Origin of the sequence: Mycolicibacterium wolinskyi str. Jessa 2025, assembly GCF_049241375.1 — a bacterium.
GTDB classification, from domain to species: Bacteria; Actinomycetota; Actinomycetes; order Mycobacteriales; family Mycobacteriaceae; genus Mycobacterium; species Mycobacterium wolinskyi.
Window position 1 is genome coordinate 3,955,805 of the sequence record NZ_CP185960.1, and the last position, 18,238, is coordinate 3,974,042.

General features: G+C 67.9%; 15 protein-coding genes. 8 read left to right on the forward strand and 7 right to left on the reverse strand.

Annotated elements, in window-relative coordinates; translation table 11 throughout:
- Window positions 1-2 precede the first annotated feature (2 nt).
- On the forward strand, window positions 3-977 hold the full coding sequence (locus ACOI2T_RS19490) for a quinone oxidoreductase family protein (RefSeq protein ID WP_409504769.1): 975 nt from the start codon (window positions 3-5) through the stop codon (window positions 975-977).
- Between the two features lie 75 nt (window positions 978-1,052).
- Here the strand turns inward: ACOI2T_RS19490 and ACOI2T_RS19495 are convergent, their stop codons facing one another.
- Window positions 1,053-1,979, reverse strand: a complete 927-nt coding sequence (locus ACOI2T_RS19495) for a heme o synthase (RefSeq protein WP_067845249.1) — start codon at window positions 1,977-1,979, stop codon at window positions 1,053-1,055.
- 218 nt (window positions 1,980-2,197) lie between these two features.
- Between ACOI2T_RS19495 and tkt the strand changes: the two genes are divergently transcribed.
- The 5 genes from tkt to pgl are packed head-to-tail and all read left to right on the forward strand — an operon-like array spanning window position 2,198 to window position 8,622.
- A complete protein-coding gene (tkt, locus tag ACOI2T_RS19500; protein ID WP_085145720.1) occupies window positions 2,198-4,288 on the forward strand; it encodes a transketolase in 2,091 nt (696 codons plus the stop codon).
- A 26-nt stretch (window positions 4,289-4,314) separates the two neighbouring features.
- A complete protein-coding gene (gene tal / locus ACOI2T_RS19505; protein ID WP_409504768.1) occupies window positions 4,315-5,430 on the forward strand; it encodes a transaldolase in 1,116 nt (371 codons plus the stop codon).
- Window positions 5,427-6,977 carry a glucose-6-phosphate dehydrogenase gene (zwf, locus tag ACOI2T_RS19510; RefSeq protein ID WP_409504767.1) on the forward strand — a complete coding sequence of 517 codons (1,551 nt, stop codon included), beginning with the start codon at window positions 5,427-5,429 and terminating at the stop codon, window positions 6,975-6,977. The genes tal and zwf overlap by 4 nt, the downstream gene beginning before the upstream one ends.
- Before the next feature lie 2 nt (window positions 6,978-6,979).
- The gene (opcA, locus tag ACOI2T_RS19515; RefSeq protein WP_067845242.1) at window positions 6,980-7,891 is read left to right on the forward strand and encodes a glucose-6-phosphate dehydrogenase assembly protein OpcA; all 912 of its coding nucleotides are present in this window, start codon (window positions 6,980-6,982) and stop codon (window positions 7,889-7,891) included.
- Window positions 7,888-8,622 (forward strand): 6-phosphogluconolactonase, encoded by a 735-nt coding sequence (gene pgl / locus ACOI2T_RS19520; RefSeq protein ID WP_085145669.1) that lies wholly within the window; start codon window positions 7,888-7,890, stop codon window positions 8,620-8,622. Before opcA ends, pgl begins: the two co-directional genes overlap by 4 nt.
- A 9-nt stretch (window positions 8,623-8,631) precedes the next feature.
- On the opposite strand, the gene ACOI2T_RS19525 is transcribed toward pgl, so the two are convergent.
- Window positions 8,632-8,769, reverse strand: coding sequence for a hypothetical protein (locus ACOI2T_RS19525; RefSeq protein WP_409504766.1), 138 nt, complete (start codon window positions 8,767-8,769; stop codon window positions 8,632-8,634).
- Between the two features lie 55 nt (window positions 8,770-8,824).
- On the opposite strand from ACOI2T_RS19525, the gene ACOI2T_RS19530 reads away from it, so the two are divergent.
- A complete protein-coding gene (locus tag ACOI2T_RS19530) occupies window positions 8,825-9,202 on the forward strand; it encodes an ATPase (RefSeq protein WP_067845238.1) in 378 nt (125 codons plus the stop codon).
- Here ACOI2T_RS19530 and ACOI2T_RS19535 read toward each other — a convergent pair.
- The 4 genes from ACOI2T_RS19535 to ACOI2T_RS19550 are packed head-to-tail and all read right to left on the reverse strand — an operon-like array spanning window position 9,171 to window position 13,748.
- The gene (locus ACOI2T_RS19535) at window positions 9,171-10,541 is read right to left on the reverse strand and encodes an ABC transporter ATP-binding protein (RefSeq protein WP_409504765.1); all 1,371 of its coding nucleotides are present in this window, start codon (window positions 10,539-10,541) and stop codon (window positions 9,171-9,173) included. The genes ACOI2T_RS19530 and ACOI2T_RS19535 overlap by 32 nt on opposite strands.
- The gene (locus ACOI2T_RS19540) at window positions 10,538-11,332 is read right to left on the reverse strand and encodes an ABC transporter permease subunit (RefSeq protein ID WP_409504764.1); all 795 of its coding nucleotides are present in this window, start codon (window positions 11,330-11,332) and stop codon (window positions 10,538-10,540) included. The genes ACOI2T_RS19535 and ACOI2T_RS19540 overlap by 4 nt, the downstream gene beginning before the upstream one ends.
- The gene (locus ACOI2T_RS19545) at window positions 11,329-12,279 is read right to left on the reverse strand and encodes an ABC transporter permease (RefSeq protein ID WP_409504763.1); all 951 of its coding nucleotides are present in this window, start codon (window positions 12,277-12,279) and stop codon (window positions 11,329-11,331) included. The genes ACOI2T_RS19540 and ACOI2T_RS19545 overlap by 4 nt, the downstream gene beginning before the upstream one ends.
- The gene (locus tag ACOI2T_RS19550; RefSeq protein ID WP_409504762.1) at window positions 12,264-13,748 is read right to left on the reverse strand and encodes an ABC transporter substrate-binding protein; all 1,485 of its coding nucleotides are present in this window, start codon (window positions 13,746-13,748) and stop codon (window positions 12,264-12,266) included. The genes ACOI2T_RS19545 and ACOI2T_RS19550 overlap by 16 nt, the downstream gene beginning before the upstream one ends.
- Window positions 13,749-13,933: 185 nt before the next feature.
- Between ACOI2T_RS19550 and ACOI2T_RS19555 the strand changes: the two genes are divergently transcribed.
- Complete coding sequence (locus ACOI2T_RS19555; RefSeq protein WP_421874091.1) at window positions 13,934-15,295, forward strand: MATE family efflux transporter; 1,362 nt, start codon at window positions 13,934-13,936, stop codon at window positions 15,293-15,295.
- Here the strand turns inward: ACOI2T_RS19555 and ppc are convergent.
- Entirely contained in the window at window positions 15,292-18,087 is a 2,796-nt protein-coding gene (gene ppc / locus ACOI2T_RS19560; RefSeq protein WP_409504760.1) for a phosphoenolpyruvate carboxylase, read from the reverse strand. The two genes, ACOI2T_RS19555 and ppc, sit on opposite strands and share 4 nt — an antisense overlap.
- Window positions 18,088-18,238: the final 151 nt, after the last annotated feature.

Genomic DNA, 18,238 nt, shown 5'->3' on the forward strand with positions numbered 1-18,238 from the left:
GCGTGTATGCCATCGAAGTTGCCGAGACCGGCGGACCCGAAGTCCTGAGCTATGTCGAGCGGCCCGAGCCCTCCCCCGGGCCCGGCGAGGTGTTGATCAAGGCCGAGGCCATCGGGGTCAACTTCATCGACACGTACTTCCGTTCGGGGCTCTATCCGCGTGAGGTGCCCTTCATCGTGGGCACCGAAGTCTGCGGCACCGTGATGGCCGTCGGCAACGACGTGGCCGCGCTCGCGGTCGGCGACCGGGTGGTCACGGCCAACGCCGTCGGCGCCTACGCCGACATGTGCGTCGCACCAGCCGATTTCGTGGCCTACGTGCCCGACGGGGTCGCGCCGGAAGCGATTGCCTCGGCCCTGCTGAAAGGCATGACCGCGCACTACCTGATCAAGTCCACCTACGCCGTGCAGCCCACCGACACGATCCTGGTTCACGCCGGAGCAGGCGGTGTCGGCCTGATCCTGACCCAGTGGGCCACCAGCATCGGCACCCGGGTGATCACGACGGCCTCGACACCGGAGAAGGCCGAACTGTCGCGGCAGGCCGGCGCCGTCGAGGTTCTCGAGTACCCCGAGGATCCCGATGAGTTCGCCGCCAACATCCGCGAGCTGACCGGAGGCGCGGGCGTGGCCGCGGTCTACGACGGCGTCGGGGCGTCGACGTTCGATGCGAGCCTGGCCAGCCTCGCGGTGCGCGGCACGCTGGCGTTGTTCGGCGCCGCAAGCGGCCCGGTGCCGCCGGTCGACCCGCAGCGGCTCAACTCCGCCGGTTCGGTGTTCCTGACCCGCCCGACGCTGGCCCACCACACGCGGACCCCCGACGAGTTCTCGTGGCGGGCAGGCGAGCTGATCAACGCGATCGCGGACGGTTCGATCACGATCACGGTCGGCGGGAAATACCCCTTGGCCGAGGCCGCCCGCGCGCACACCGACCTGCAGGGCCGCAAGACGGTCGGGTCAATCGTGCTCGTGCCGTGACACTGAGCTCGCCGAGGCTACGGGTTTTGACGGAAATCGGTCGATGACCGTCAAGAACCGTAGTCTCGGCGCAGATCAGAACAGCGTCGGCAGCGCCAGCGCCGAATCGATCGCCAAGGCGCAGAACACCACGGCCAGGTAGTTGTTCGACTGCAGGAACAGGCGCAGCGGCTTCACCGGCTCGCCACGCTTGACGCCGGAGTACAGCTGGTGGGCCATCACCAGGAACCACGCACCGGCCAGCAGCGCGACCGCGCCGTACAGCCAGCCCGTGGCCAGCGCCAGCACCAGCGTGGTCAGCACAGTCAGCCAGGTGTAGATCAGGATCTGCCGGGTGACCTGACGCTCGGTGGCCACGGCGGGCAGCATCGGCACGCCGGCCGCCTTGTAGTCGTCCTTGTAGCGCATCGCGAGTGCCCAGGTGTGCGGCGGTGTCCAGAAGAAGATGATCGCGAACATCACGAGTGCCGGCCACTGGATCGTGCCGGTGACCGCCGACCAGCCGATCATCACCGGCATGCATCCGGCCGCCCCGCCCCACACCACGTTCTGCGACGTTCTGCGCTTGAGCAGCAGCGTGTAGACGAAGACGTAGAACAGGATCGTCGCGATCGCGAGAAGGCCCGACAGCAGGTTGGTGGTCCACCACAGCCAGCAGAACGAGCCAACCGACAGCACCAAACCGAAGATCAGCGCGTGCCGCGTCGGCACCGACGCTCGGGCCAGCGGCCGCCGCGCGGTGCGTTTCATGACCTTGTCGATGTCGGCGTCGGCCACGCAGTTGAGCGTGTTCGCCCCGGCTGCCGCCAGCATGCCGCCGACCAACGTGTTCAGGATCAACAGCGGATCGACCGTTCCACGGTCGGCCAGCAGCATCGCCGGAATGGCGGTGACCAGCAACAGCTCGATCACACGCGGCTTCGTCAGCGCCAAATAGGCCAGGAACGTGGACCTTATTCGGCTGGGCGCCTCACCGATGAGCCGGCGCTCGCGGATGCTCACGCAAATAACTCCTCGGGTGGCGTCACGTGGCTTCTACTACACACGATGGTAGACGGCGACCCGACGGGCTCCACACCGCAGGGTCCAATCGTGCGGCCGCCCGAGGTGAACGGAGCCCGAATCGTGCACAACCAGTCTGCGGCGGATGAGTCCCCCGCACTAGGGTGTTTGAAGTAGCAGCAAGTCAAGCGCGAATTATCTGAATGAGGAGCGAGCACGTGACCACGGCCGAAGAGATCACCGCTCTCACCAAGCCCAACCACCCCGATGACTGGACCGACCTCGACAGCCTCGCGGTCGACACCGTCCGGGTGCTGGCGGCTGACGCGGTGCAGAAGGTCGGCAACGGCCATCCCGGAACGGCCATGAGCCTGGCTCCGCTCGCCTACACGCTGTTCCAGCGCCAGTTGCGCCACGATCCGAGTGACGTCCACTGGCTGGGCCGCGACCGCTTCGTGCTGTCGTGCGGGCACTCCAGCCTGACGCTGTACATCCAGCTGTACCTCGGCGGCTTCGGCCTCGAGCTCAGCGACATCGAGTCGCTGCGCACGTTCAAGTCCAAGACGCCAGGACACCCCGAGTTCCGCCACACCAAGGGGGTGGAGATCACCACCGGCCCGCTGGGGCAGGGGCTGGCCTCCGCGGTCGGCATGGCGATGGCCTCGCGCTACGAGCGCGGGCTGTTCGATCCCGACACCCCGTGGGGCGAGAGCCCGTTCGACCACTACGTCTACGTGATCGCCTCCGACGGCGACATCGAGGAAGGCGTGACCAGCGAGGCGTCGTCGCTGGCGGGCACGCAGCAGCTCGGCAACCTGATCGTGTTCTACGACCAGAACCAGATCTCGATCGAGCACGACACCAACATCGCGCTGAGCGAGAACGTCGCCGACCGTTACCGCGCCTATGGCTGGCACGTGCAGGAGGTCGAGGGCGGCGAGAACGTCGTCGGGATCGAGAAGGCGATCGCCGAGGCCAAGAAGGTCACCGACAAGCCGTCGTTCATCGCGCTGCGGACGATCATCGGCTACCCGGCGCCGACGAAGATGAACACCGGTGGCGTGCACGGGTCGGCGCTCGGCGCCGACGAGGTCGCCGCAACCAAGAAGATCCTCGGCTTCGATCCCGACAAGAACTTCGAGGTGCGGCCCGAGGTCATCGAGCACACCCGCAAGCTGGTCAACCGCGGCCAGGAGGCACATGCCAAGTGGCAGAGCGGTTTCGACGCGTGGGCCGAACGCGAGCCCGAGCGAAAGGCGCTGCTGGACCGGCTGCTGGCCAATGAGCTGCCGGAGGGCTGGGATTCCGAGCTGACCTACTGGGAGCCCGGTTCCAAGCCGCTGGCCACCCGCGCGGCGTTCGGCCAGGTGCTCAACGACGTCGCGCCGAAGCTGCCCGAGCTGTGGGGCGGGTCGGCCGACCTCGCGGGCAGTAACAACACCACCATCAAGGGCGTCAAATCCTTTGGGCCGCCGTCGATTTCGACCGACGACTTCACCGCGGACTGGTACGGCCGGGTGCTGCACTTTGGTATCCGCGAGCACGCGATGGGCTCGATCCTGTCCGGCATCGTCCTGCACGGGCCGACGCGTGCATTCGGCGGTACGTTCCTGCAGTTCTCCGACTACATGCGGCCTGCCGTGCGACTCGCGTCGCTGATGGACATCGACACCATCTACATCTGGACCCACGACTCGATCGGCCTCGGCGAGGACGGGCCCACCCACCAGCCGATCGAGCACCTGGCGGCGCTGCGGGCCATCCCGAACCTCTCGGTGGTGCGGCCGGGTGACCCGAACGAGACGGCGTACGCGTGGCGCAGCATCATCGCGCGCGGCAACGGCAGCGGCCCGGTCGGTTTCATCCTGACGCGCCAGGGCATCCCGGTGCTGGAGGGCACCGACGCCGATGGCGTCGCCAAGGGCGGCTACGTGCTCGGCGGGCCGGGCGACGGCGAGCCGGACGTGATCCTCATCGGCACCGGTTCGGAGCTGCAGCTGTGCGTCGAGGCGCGAAAGATCCTCGCCGACAAAGGCGTCAACGCCCGAGTCGTGTCCATGCCGTGCGTCGAATGGTTCGAATCGCAGCCCAAGGAGTACCGCGACAGCGTGCTGCCACCGGCTGTTTCGGCCCGGGTGGCCGTGGAAGCAGCCGTCGCCCAGAGTTGGTACAAGCTGGTCGGCGACACCGGCGAGATCGTCTCGATAGAGCACTATGGCGAATCCGCCGACGACAAGACGTTGTTCCGCGAGTTCGGTTTCACCCCAGAGGCTGTGGTGGCCGCCGCGGAGCGATCGCTCGAGAACTGATCGAGAACTAGTAGAGAAGGCGAATCATGACTCAGAACCCGAATCTCGCGGCGCTGAGTGCCGCGGGCGTATCCGTATGGCTCGACGACCTCTCCCGTGCCCGGCTCCAGACCGGGAACCTGCAGAACCTGATCGACACCCGCAGCGTTGTGGGCGTCACCACCAACCCGTCGATCTTCCAGGCCGCGCTGTCGAAGGGCACCGCCTACGACGCGCAGGTGAAGGAACTCGCCGAGCGGGGCGCCGACGTGGACGCCACGATCCGCACCGTCACCACCGACGACGTGCGCAACGCCTGCGACGTGCTGGCCAAGCAGTACGAGGCGTCGGGCGGCGTCGACGGACGTGTGTCGATCGAGGTCGATCCCCGCCTCGCCCACGACACCGACAAGACGATCCTGCAGGCGATCGAGCTGTGGAAGATCGTCGACCGGCCGAACCTGCTGATCAAGATCCCGGCGACGCTGGCCGGCCTGCCCGCGATCACCGCGGTCATCGCCGAAGGCATCTCGGTGAACGTCACGCTGATCTTCTCGGTCGAACGGCACCGTGCGGTGATGGACGCCTACCTCGCCGGCCTCGAGAAGGCCAAGGAGGCGGGCCACGATCTGTCCAAGATCCATTCCGTCGCATCGTTCTTCGTGTCCCGGGTGGACACCGAGATCGACGCGCGGCTGGACAAGATCGGCAGCGACGACGCCCTCGCCCTGCGCGGGCAGGCCGGCGTCGCCAACGCCCGGCTCGCCTACGCGGCCTACGAAGAGGTGTTCGGCGGCGACCGCTACGCCACGCTCAAGGCCGACGGTGCCCGCGTACAGCGTCCGCTGTGGGCGTCGACCGGTGTCAAGAACCCGGAGTACTCCGACACGCTCTATGTCACCGAGCTCGTCGCACCCAACACCGTGAACACCATGCCGGAGAAGACCCTTGAGGCCGTCGCCGACCATGGCGAGATCACCGGCAACACCGTTTCGGGAACCGCCGCGGCGGCTCAGGAGACCTTCGACAAACTGGCCGCGATCGGCATCGACCTGCCCGACGTGTTCAAGGTGCTCGAAGACGAGGGCGTCGAGAAGTTCGAGAAGTCGTGGCAGGAACTGCTCGACGCAACCCAGGGTCAACTCGACGCCGCGAAGAAATGACAGCGGTCAACGACAAGCCCGAGGTCGCGTGGCGTAATCCGCTGCGCGACAAGCGGGACAAGCGGATGCCGCGGATCGCCGGGCCGTGCGGCGTGGTGATCTTCGGTGTCACCGGCGATCTGGCCCGCAAGAAACTGATGCCGGCGATCTACGACCTGGCCAACCGCGGGCTGCTGCCCGCGTCGTTCGCGCTCGTCGGGTTCGCCCGCAGGGACTGGGCCGACGAGGACTTCGGCAAGGTCGTCTACGACGCCGTCAAGCAGCACGCCCGCACGCCGTTCCGCCAGGAGGTCTGGGACCGGCTGGCCGAGGGATTCCGGTTCGTCCAGGGCACTTTCGACGACGAGGCGGCATTCGGCCGGCTGGCCGAGACACTCGACAAGCTGGACATCGAGCGCGGCACCGGCGGCAATCACGCGTTCTACCTGTCGATTCCGCCGAACGCGTTCCCGCTCGTGTGTGAGCAGCTGCGCAAGTCGGGCCTCGCCCGGCCGCGCGACGGCCGCTGGAGCCGCGTGGTCATCGAGAAACCGTTCGGCCACGACCTCAAGACCGCCCGTGAGCTCAACTCGGTGGTCAACAGCGTGTTCCCGGAGGAGTCGGTGTTCCGCATCGACCACTACCTGGGCAAGGAGACCGTCCAGAACATCCTGGCGTTGCGCTTCGCCAACGCGCTGTACGAACCGATCTGGAACAACAACTACGTCGACCACGTGCAGATCACGATGGCCGAGGACATCGGTCTCGGTGGCCGCGCCGGCTATTACGACGGCATCGGCGCTGCGCGCGACGTGATCCAGAACCACCTGCTGCAGCTGCTGGCCCTCACCGCGCTCGAGGAGCCGGTGAGCTTCAGCCCGCACGAGCTGCAGACCGAGAAGATCAAGATCCTGTCCGCGGTGAAGCTCGCCGAGCCGCTGGACGAGACGACCGCACGCGGTCAGTACGCCGCGGGCTGGCAGGGCGGCGAGAAGGTGGTGGGCCTGCTCGACGAGGAGGGCTTCGCCAAGGACTCCACGACCGAGACCTACGCCGCGATCACCCTCGAGGTGAACACCCGGCGCTGGGCGGGCGTGCCGTTCTACCTTCGCACCGGAAAACGCCTGGGCCGCAGGGTCACCGAGATCGCGCTGGTGTTCAAGCGGGCACCCCATTTGCCGTTCGACGCCACCATGACCGAGGAACTGGGCCAGAACGCCCTGGTGATCCGGGTGCAGCCCGACGAGGGCATCACCCTGCGCTTCGGCTCCAAGGTGCCCGGCAGCGCGATGGAAGTCCGCGACGTCAACATGGATTTCTCGTACGGGTCGGCGTTCGCCGAGGACTCACCAGAGGCCTACGAGCGGCTCATCCTCGATGTGCTGCTCGGCGAACCGTCGCTGTTCCCGGTCAACGCCGAAGTCGAATTGTCTTGGGAGATCCTCGATCCCGTGCTCGACTACTGGGCGGCCAACGGCAAACCCGAGCCATACGAATCGGGTACGTGGGGTCCGCCGTCAGCCGATGAGATGTTGCGCCGCACGGGCCGGGAATGGAGGCGTCCCTAGAGATGATTGTCGACCTGCCCGACACCACCACGAACAACGTCAACAAGAAGATCACCGGGCTGCGCGAAGAGGGCGGCGCACTCACCCTCAGCCGGGTGTTGACGCTCGTCATCGCGCCGGACACCGAGGACATCGTCGAGGATTCCATCGAGGCCGCGAATTTCGCGAGCCGCGAGCATCCATGCCGCGTGATCGTCGTGGTCCCCGGCGACCCGAACGCCGACTCGCCGCGCCTCGACGCGCAGCTGCGCGTCGGTCACGACGCGGGTGCCGGCGAAGTCGTCGTCCTCAAGCTGTCCGGTGAACTGTCCGGTCATGCCAGCAGCGTGGTGCTGCCCTTCCTGTTGCCCGATACCCCGGTGGTGGCCTGGTGGCCCGCCGTGGCGCCGAAGGTGCCCGCACAGGACCCGTTGGGCAAGTTGGCGATCCGCCGGATCACCGACGCCACCAACGGCGCCGATCCGCTGGCCTGCATCAAGAGCAGGCTGGCCGGTTACACCCCGGGCGACACCGATCTGGCCTGGAGCCGCGTCACGTACTGGCGGGCGCTGTTGGCCGCCGCGGTCGACCAGCCGCCCCACGAGCCGATCACGTCGGCAGTGGTGTCGGGGCTCAAGGGTGAGCCCGCACTCGACATCCTGGCCGGCTGGCTGGCCAACCGGATCGACGGGCCCGTCACCCGGGCGGTCGGTGAGTTGAAGGTCGAGCTCACGCGGCCGAGCGAAACCGTCACGCTGGTGCGGCCGCAAACCGGCATCACCGCGACGCTGAGCCGCACCGGGCGCCCGGACTCGCTACTGCCGTTGGCCCGCAGAGAGGCCAAGGAATGTCTGGCCGAGGATCTGCGGCGGCTCGACGCCGACGAGATCTACCGCAACGCACTGCAAGGCATCGACAAGGTCCAATACGTATGAGCGACACAGTCATCGAACGCTATCCCGACACCGCGGCGCTCGTGGCGGCCGCCGGGGACCGGCTGGTGGAGGCCATCAAGTCGGCGATCACCGCGCGAGGCCAGGCCACGATCGTGTTGACCGGTGGCGGCACCGGCATCGGCATGCTCAAGCGTGTCGGCGAGCGGAGCTCCGAGATCGACTGGGCGAAAGTGCACCTGTACTGGGGCGACGAGCGCTTCGTACCGCAGGACGACGACGAGCGCAACGACAAGCAGGCCCGTGAGGCGCTGCTCGACCACCTCGACATCCCGGCCGTCAACGTGCACGCGATGGCGGCCAGCGACGGTGAGTTCGGCGACGACCTCGACGCCGCGGCCGAGGGCTACGCGCAGCTGCTCGCGGCCAACTTCGACGCCCCCGGGCCCGAGTTCGACGTACATCTGCTCGGCATGGGCGGTGAGGGGCACATCAACTCGCTGTTCCCCGACACCGCCGCGGTGCGGGAGACCGCACGGCTCGTGGTCGGTGTCACCGACTCCCCCAAGCCGCCGCCTCGGCGAATCTCGTTGACGCTGCCCGCCGTCCAGAGCGCGCGGGAGGTGTGGCTGGTGGTGTCCGGCGAGGCCAAGGCCGATGCGGTGGCCGCCGCCGTCGGCGGTGCCGATCCGGTCGACGTGCCCGCGGCAGGCGGGATCGGGCGGGAAAAGACGGTGTGGCTGCTCGACGAGGCCGCGGCCGCCAAGCTGTAGCACCCTCGATCAGTCCCCGGTGGCTGCGCCGTGATCGGTGTGCCAGTCGGCCAGCGCCTCGGCATAGCCGGCCAGATAGTCGGCCGGGTCGCGGTCGGCGTCCGCCCGATCACGACGCCAGGATCGAAGCTCGCAGAATTGCCGCACAGCAATTCAGACGCGCTGGGGCCGCATTCGGTTCCCTACCGCCATACTGTTCGACATGGCAGACAAAGGGGACGGCCGTGTTCGCCCGGCCTCGGGACGGCAGCGAATCAAGACCCTGACGCAGGCTGCGCTCAATGCCGACATGACCGTCGAACAGGTCGACACGCTGCTGACCGATCTCAGCAACACACTGGTCGATCTCAACAAGTCCACCGGCGGTCTCGACGCCACGCTCGACCGGTTCAACGCCACGATCACCCGCATCGATGAACTCGCGCCACGGCTCATCGGCGTGGTGGAGCGACTGGAGGCCATCGTCGATCGCGTGGAGGTCATCGTCGGGATCGGTGAAGCTGTGATGTCGCCGCTCGCGGTCACCGAGAATGCGGTTCGCGGCGTGGTCAAGGCGATTCGCGACCGTACTCATCTGTAGACAGCCGGCCGTCGGCCAGCCGGACCGTGCGTACGCAGTTGCCCGCCGCCAGCTCGGCGTCGTGGGTGATCATCAGCACGGCCAAGCCCCGGTCCATTTCCCGTTCCAGCACGTCCATCACCGTCGCGGCCGCGGCGGGGTCGAGCGCCGACGTTATCTCGTCGCACACCAACACTTTCGGCGCGTATGCGAGGGCGCGCGCGATCGCGACACGTTGGCGTTGGCCACCCGACAGCATGTGCGGGTAGCGCTGGGCGAAGTCGTCGGGCAACCCCACCCGGGCCAGCACATCGGCCACCGCGCCCCGATGTCCGTTGCTGCGCAGCGCCCGGTTGAGGGTCGCGCCGACGGTTCGCCTCGGGTTGAGCGTGGCAGCAGGGTCCTGCGGCACGAGTTGGATCGCCATCTTGTCCGATCGTGACCGGCGGTTCAGTGGCTGCGCCAAAGCCGTTCCGCCCAGCACGATCTCGCCGCCGTCCGCGACGACCTGACCGGTCAGCGCCCGGGCGAACGTCGATTTCCCGGCACCGGAATCGCCCATCAGCGCGACGGCTGATCCGGCCCCGAGGGTCAGGCCTGCCTCGTCGAGAACCCGGTGGGCGCCGAACGTCACCGTGAGCCGGCGTACCTCAAGGACGTCGCGCCCGGTGGGCGGGCGTTTCGGCGTATCGCGCACGGGTGCGGGGACGGCGGCCGCGCCGAGTTCGACGACGTGATGGGCAACCGTCGCTGCCGTGCGGGTCGTGTGTGCGGTGACGAGGACGGCGACCCGGCGGTCGCTCGCCCAGCTGCGGATGAGCGTGGCGATGTCGTCGCGGAGGGGCCGGTGGAGTCCGGTGAAAGGTTCGTCCAGCACGAGAACCGGGGTCAGCCGGGACATGGCACGGGCGAGGGCGACCCGGCGCTGCTGGCCGCCCGACAGGCGTACCGCCCGACGTGTCGCCAACCCGTGGTCGAGTTGCACCATGTCCAATAGCTCGGTCACGGAAGGCGCGTCGGGATGGGCGAGTTCGGTGAGCAGATTCGTCACGGTCGCGGCGGGGTTGAGTGCGGACCCGGGATCCTGACCCACGTAGGCGATCCGGCTGCGCCGCAAGGCGCGCAGCGCACGGCGATCGAGCGCGGCGACCTCGATGTCGCCGACTCGCGGGCCGCCGCTCAGTGTCGTGCCCGCCGGCAGATCGCCCACCAGACTTCGGCACACGAGCGACTTGCCGCCTCCCGACGGCGCGATGAGCGCGGTCACCGTCGAGGCTTCGAGATCCAGATCGACGGGCCCGGCGAGGATTCGGCCGGATGCCGCGGTGATCGTAAGCGCGCTGGCGGCAACGACACTCATGACCGTTCCCCCGATTGCGGGTTGCGCACGAGGACCGCGATGTTGACCGACACCGCGAGCACGGCGATCGCCACGGCGGGAGCCACGACGGCGGCGGGGTTGAGCAGCACCCCCGACGCGTTCTCGCGCACCATGACGGCCCAGTTCGCCCCGCCGACCGCGGGAATGAGCTGCAGGAAGGCCGCGGTGCTCACCACATAGATGGCCTCGACATAACGTAGCCCGAACTGCGTCGCGATGGTGTCGCGCAAGTTGGGCAACACCTGCCCGAACACGAGATACGGCAACCGCTCTCCTGCTGCCTCGGCCACCTGGACGTAACCGCTGGCCGCGACGGATGACGCCGCGCCCGCGAGAACACGCGTCGTGTAGGGCGTTCCGATCACCACCGCGAGCACGATCAACGCCCATATCCCACCCTGCGGCCAGGACACCAGGACCAGCAGCATGAACAGGACCGGTGGCACGAGCATCGTCGCGTCGGTGATCCAGCCGACCGTCGCCGCGTAACGCGGCCGCAGCGCGACAAGACCGCCCAAGGCGGCCGCCAGCGCCGTCACACCGACCGCGATGACGGCTGCGATCCAGGCCAGCGTCCAGCCACCGGCGGCAAGCTTGGCCAGCACATCCTCGCTGCGCGCGTCCGTTCCGAGCCAGTGCGCGGCCGACGGCGGCGCGAACGGCACACCGGAGCCGCGGCCCTCGACATCGGGCGCGATGAGTCGACCCACGGCGACCACGATCAGCACCGCCACCGCGGGTGTGGCCAAAGCCCAACGCTGCCGGGTCATTCCGCACGTGCCTTCGCCCAGGCCCGCGTCGCGTCGGCGAGGAGCAGCATCAGCAGGATCACCACGCCGGTGCAGGCGACCACCGCCGCAACGACGTTGACGTCACGCGTGTTGACCGAACCGGCGACCACCGCACCGACACCGGGAAAGTTGAACAGCGACTCCACCACCACCGAACCGCCGACGATCATGCCCACGGTCGTCGCCAGTGAGGCGATCATCGTCGGCAGCGCCCGCGGCGCGATGTACCGGACGAACAGCGCCGCCTCACCCACACCGTCGAGTTCGGCGGCATGCACGTACGGCAGCGACCGAGCCTCCCGGATCGCGGCCACGAAAACCCTGGTGTTCCAGCCGATCTGCGGGAGCGCCAGGGCGATCACCGGCAAGATGTACATCGACGGATCGCGCGGGGCGCCCGCGGAATCCTGAACGGTCGCGGCGGGCAGGACGTCGAGCGCCAAGGCGAATACCAGGATCGCGATCGTGGCGACGACGAACTCGGGCAGTGCGATCACCACGATCGTGCCCACCGATGCGATGCGCCGGAACACCGGCCGTTCACCGCTGGTCCAGTAGACCGCGAGCAGCGTAGCCACCACCACCGTCACGAGCAGCGCGACACCGGTGAGAACCAGCGAGTTCGGCACCTTCGCCGCCAGCAGGTCACCCACCGGCTCCCCGCGCAGTGTCGTGCCGAAATCTCCGCGCACCAGCCCCGACAACCACTCCCAGAACCGCACCACGACCGGACGGTCCAGTCCGAGTTCGGCTTCCCGTGCACGCACCTGGGTTTCGGTGGCGTCACGGCCCAGCAATGCGCGCACCCCGTTGCCCGGCAACAACGCCATCGCCAGCATCACCGCGAACAACGCGACCACCAGCATCGCCGTACGGTTGAGCAACGCGGCGGCGGGCCGCGCGGCGCGGGCTAGGTTTCGAGCCACGTGTTCTCTAGCTGGGCCCGGCCCCAACCCGGCAACTCGGGCAGCCCGCGGACGTTCGAGCGGGCCACGTCGATACCGTCGGCCATCCCCCACAGCACGTAGCCACCGCGGTCGAACTGAATTTGTTGAAGGTTGGTCGACGCGTCGCGGTAGTCGGCCGAATCCGGGGCGGCGGCCAGCCCGGCACGGTATGCCGCATCGAACTCCGGATCCTTGAAAGCGGTTTCGTTGCTGGTGGATTCGGAGTTGAGGACCTTGCTGGCGAAGAACATCACCGAGTCGTTGGTGGGCCAGCTCGCGGTCGCCAAGGGCGCCGACGGCTTCGCCCAGTAGTTGTCGTAGAAGTCGGCCGATTCCTTGACCTCGACGGCGATCTTGAGTCCGATGTCCTGCAATTGCGCGGCGAATAACTGCGCCGCCTCCACCTCGTTGAACACCTCGCGTTTGGTGATCAGCGGATAGGTTCGCGCCGTGTCGAAGCGTGCTTCGGCCAGCAGGCGCCTGGCCCGCGTCACGTCGCGGGCGCGCTGCGGCCGGTCGACGTACGTCGGATCTCCCGTCCCCAGCACGTCGTTGCCGACACTGCCGTAGCCGGACAGCACCTGCTCGATCATCGCCTGCCGATCGACACCCAGCCGGATCGCCTCGCGTACGCGCGGATCGGTGAACGGTCCGTCGGACGTGCGGATGGCGATCGGCATCGACAGGTCGTTGGGCCGACGGACCAGGATGAGATCGGGCCGCGCCGATGCCGTGCGCGCGGCCAACGGGCCGGCGCTGGAGGCCACGTCGATCTCGCCGCCCATGATCGCGTTCGCGAGCGCATCGGTCGACTCGAACCGCGTCACCACGATGCGGTCCAGCAGCGGCTTGTCGCCATGCCACGTGTCGTTTCGCACCAGGGTGGCGTTGCCGTCGCGGTAACTGCCGGGTTCCATCCGGAACGGTCCGGTGCCGATGAAATCCGACCGATCGGTGCTGCCTTCTTTGACGGTGAACGTCATCAGCCGCAGCAGCAACGGAAGCTGGCTGTTGGGCGTCGGAGCGCGCATGGTCACCGAACGCGCACCGGACGGCACGATCGAGTTCAGATCGACCGGTACCTTCCACGGCGTCATCTCGCCGAGGGTCTTCAGCGACCACGCCACGTCGGCGGGTCGTACCGGGCTGCCGTCGTGGAATGTCGCGGCTTCGGGCAGCGTGAACGTCCACGCCTGCTGCTGCGCGTCGGTGGTCCACGAGGCCGCGAGCCGGCCGGTGACGTTCGGTGATCTCGCCGGAACCGTCAGCGGGTCGTATACGAGCGACATGATCAACATGTCGGAGTCGTTGGCGAGCAGCCCGAAGGGATCCGACACCACGTTCGATGCCTGCCCTAGCGCGCCGATACGAAGGGTTCCGCCCGGTTTGGGTTCACCGCCACCGGGTCCGGGGGTCGACGAATTCGCCCCGCAGGCGGCGAGGGTCACCGCCGCTCCCAATCCCAGTGATGCCCCGATAAACGACCTGCGGTTCAACTGCGGCAACTGAGTTCCCCCTCGCCGTTTCCACCCGCGCCGGCTGCACTGCTGTCCCCGTAGCTTAAGTTCGCCTAACCTCGGCACGCCGACAGGGTCGAACGTGTCGCGGGCCCCGGGTTATACGGTGTTGTGCGATGACGGTCGCCGCGACGGGACGCGAACTCACCCGCCTGGCGGGGCCGATCGCGCTGACACAACTCGCGCAGGTTGCGCTGACCACCACCGACCTGGTGATGATGGGCCCGCTCGGCGTGGCCGCGCTCGCCGCGGGTGGCTTGTCCATCACGCTGTTCAATCAGCTCCGCACGATGGGCGTCGGCCTGCTGACGTCGGTCGGCAACTTGGTCTCGGCCGCCGCGAGCCGGTCCGAACGCGACCAGACCACCGCGCAGGCGTCCGGCGACGAGACGCGTGATCTGGTCCGCGCCAGCTTCCTCGTCGCCACGGTCGCCGGAATCGTCGGAGGGCTCGCCCTGATCGGCCTGGGCTATCTGCTGCGCTGGCTGGGTCAGGACGCCGCCGTGCTCGACGGCACGCTGCCGATGCTGGCGGCGCTCGCGCCGGGTCTGGTGCCGTGCCTGTGGTTTCAGGTGGTCCGGCAGTTCACGGTCGGCATGCGGCGCCCGAAGGCGCTTCTGCTGATCACCCTGGCTTCGGTTGCCCTCAACGTCGCGCTCAACGCCGCGCTCATCTACGGCCCCGGCCCGCTGCCGGAGATGGGTCTTGCGGGCATCGGCGCCGCGACGTCGCTGGTGTACCTGCTGACGTTCGTGGCGTTCACCGCGATGGTGCGGGCCGACCCCGAGCTGGCGCCGTACTTCAGCGTGGCCGTGCACCGCGCGCCGCTGCCCGCGGTGAAGCAGATCCTGCGTCTCGGCATTCCCATCGCAGGCACCTATGGCAGTGAGGCCGGGTTGTTCTCGGTGACAGCGGTCGTGATCGGCACGTTCGGTGCACCCGCCCTGGCCGCCCACTCCGTGGTGAACCAGTTGAGCTACATCGTCTTTCAGGTGTCGGTCGGGATATCCCACGGCGCCTCGATTCTCGTGAGCCGACTGGTGGAACTCGGCGAGGCCGCGCAGAGTCGCCTGATCGCCTGGCTCGCCTATGGGCAGGGCGCGGCGGTGGCGGCCGTCGTCGCGCTCGTCTACCTGGCGATTCCGACCGAGGTGCTCGGGCTGTTCATGGACACCGGTGACCGCGCCGCTCTGGTCATCGCCATGGCGTTGCTCGCGGTGGCCGCGTTCCAGCAGTTCGTCGACTCGGCCCAGAACATCGGTATCGGCTTGCTCCGGGGCCTGCATGACACGTCATCGAGCTTTGTGATCACGATCGTCGGCTATTGGGTCGTGGGGTTCCCGGTCGGCCTGCTGCTGGCCTACGTCGCCGACCTCGAGGCAGTGGGTATGTGGCTCGGCCTGTCCGCGGGTCTCACCACCGCCGCGGTCCTGCTGCTGATCGTGTTCCGGCGCCGGTTCGCGGCGGCGGTTGGCTAACCGCTGTTGCGTAGCGCGGTGGCCAGCCCGCTCATCGTGAGAAGGATTCCGCGCTGCACGAGTTCGTCGGTGTCGCCGGACCGGTACCGCCGCAGCAGTTCGACCTGCAGGTGGTTGAGCGGTTCGAGGTAGGGGAAGCGGTTGAACACCGAACGCGCGAGTGCCGGGTTGTCGGCCAGCAGGTCGTCCTGGCCGGTGATCAGCCGGTGCATCCGGATGGTGCGGTCGTGTTCGGCGACGATCTTGTCGAACACCCTGGCTCTGAGGTCCTCGTCGTCGACCAGCTCCGAATAACGGGCGGCCAGACCCATATCGGCTTTGGCGAGCACCTGCGCCATGTTGGACAGCACGGTGCGGAAGAACGGCCAGCGTTCGTAGAGATCCTGCAGGACCGCCAGCCTGGAGTCGTCCTCGGCGACCCATTCCTCGAATGCCGTGCCGGTGCCGTACCAGCCGGGCAGCATGACGCGGGACTGGCTCCATGCGAGCACCCACGGGATGGCGCGAAGATCGGCGATCGATGTGGTGGGCTTACGCGAGGTGGGGCGGCTGCCGATGTTCAACGCACCGATTTCACTGACCGGTGTCGACGCCTTGAAGTAGTCGACGAAACCCGGTGTCTCGTGGACCAATTCGGCGTAGGCACGCTGCGCCCGGGCGGCCAGTTCGTCGAGCACCCGGTAGGCGGGTTCGGCCTCCTCCCCCAGCCCCTCGACGTCGAGCAAGGTCGATTCCAGCGTCGCGGCCAGCAGTGTCTCGAGGTTGCGGTGCGCGATCCGCGGCTCGGCGTACTTGGCCGCGATCACCTCGCCCTGCTCGGTGATCCGCAGTGAACCGTTCACCGCTCCCGGCGGCTGGGCGAGGATGGCGTCGTAGCTGGGCCCTCCGCCGCGACCGACGGTTCCGCCGCGACCGTGGAAGAGCCGCAGGCGGATTCCGGTCTTGCGCGCCGACTCGACGAGGTCGAGCTCGGCGCGGTACAGCGCCCAGTTCGCCGCGAGGTAGCCGCCGTCCTTGTTCGAGTCCGAGTAGCCGAGCATGACCTCCTGGTGCCTGCCGCGGCAGGCCACCATCGTGCGGTACACCGGAAGGTCCAGCGCCGCTTCGAGAATCGACGAGCCGCGCTGCAGATCGTCGATGGTCTCGAACAGCGGCACGATACCGACCGGGCAATAGGGTTGCGGCCCGGTCAGATTGAGCAGGCCGGCCTCTTTGAGCAACACCGCGGCCTCGAGCATGTCCGAGACCGACTGGCACATCGAGATGATGTAGTTGGGCACCGCCTGCGGGCCGAGGACCTTGACCGCCCGCGCCGCGGCACCGACGATGCTCAGTTCCTTGCGCGCCAACTCGGACAGGTCGGCGCCCTCCCCGATGAGGGGACGGCGCGTGGAGATCTCGGCCGCAAGTAACTCGACCCGGTCCGCCTCGGGCAGCGACGCATAGTCGCTATGCACTCCCGACCAGGCCAGCAGTTCGGCGATCACCTGCTCATGCACTTCGGAGTTCTGCCGCATGTCGAGGCCGGACAGATGGAAACCGAAGACCCGCACGGCTTCTCGCAGCCGGGCCAGCCGGTCGTCGGCCACTACCGCGCTGCCGTTGGCACGCAGTGACGCGTCGACCGTGTCGAGGTCGGCGAGAAACTCGACCGGGGTCGGATAGGGGTCGAGACCCAGATCGAGTTGGTGTTCGGGTTGTTCGTCGAGAATCTGCTGTGCGGTGGCGGTGAGCCGGGCGTGGATCACACGCAGCGCTCTGCGGTACGGCTCATCGGCACGTGCCGGTTCGTGGCAGGCGTCAGCCAGTGCGGTCAGGCCGTCGGTCACCTTCACGAGCCGCGCCGACATCGACAGCTCTTCTTCCAGCGCGGTGATCTCGGTGAAGTAGTGCGCCAATGCCGTATAGGCGGCGCGGCCGGTGGCGAGCCGCACCACGTCGGCCGTCACGTTCGGGTTGCCGTCCCGGTCACCGCCGATCCACGAACCCGGCCGCAGGATCGGTTCGGTCAACAGCTCAGTGCCGGGCCAGCGGGCCTGCAGCGCATCACGGACCTCGGCATTGACCTGCGGGATGACCTGGAAGAACGCCGCCGGATAGTAGCGAAGGCCGGTCTCGATCTCGTCGGAGATCTTGAGCCGCGACAACCGCACGAGCGCGGTCTGCCACAACGTCAGGATGTGCCTGCGCAGCTCGATCTCGATGTCGCGCCCATCCTCGGTATGCGTGTGGCCGTGCAGGCGCAGGCGCATGAGTTCGGTGATGCGGTGTTGCGTGTCGAAGATCGTGCGGCGCCGGGTTTCGGTGGGGTGCGCGGTGATGACGGGCGAGACCAGGGCGCCGGTCAGCGCATCGGCGACGGCGTGGGCGTCCAGATCGGCCGAATCCAGCTTGAGATACGTCGCGGCCAGGCTGCTGTCCTGCGGCGGTTCCCCGGCCGCCACGTGCACGGCACGGCGGCGCTCGCGGTGGATGTCCTCGGCGACGTTGGCGAGCAGCGCGAAGTGGGTGAACGCACGGATCACCGGGATCGCGCGGTGGATGTCGATCCCGGCGAACAACCCGGCCAGCTCGGCACGGTCGATCTCGGAGCGGCGAACCCGGAACGACTCCACCCGCGCCCGCTCCACGAGGTCGAAAACCGCTTCGCCGTTCTGCTCACGCACGGTATCGCCGAGGATCGCGCCGAGCAGCCGGATGTCTTCGCGCATCGGCTCGGTGGCGTCACGCCCGACCGGGGTGCGGTGTACCGATCCGATCGGCTCGAGGGTGGTGTCGGGGCCGTCAACCATGGGTCAAGTATCGGGGTCATCAGACGCGGGTGCAGGTCCGGGCAGCCCCTCCGTGGCCAAGGCCATCGGAGCGCGCTTGCTCACATGAGCAAAAATATGCGCATATGTTGACGTCCTCACATTCCCGTTCATAACGTGATGAGCGTCATGC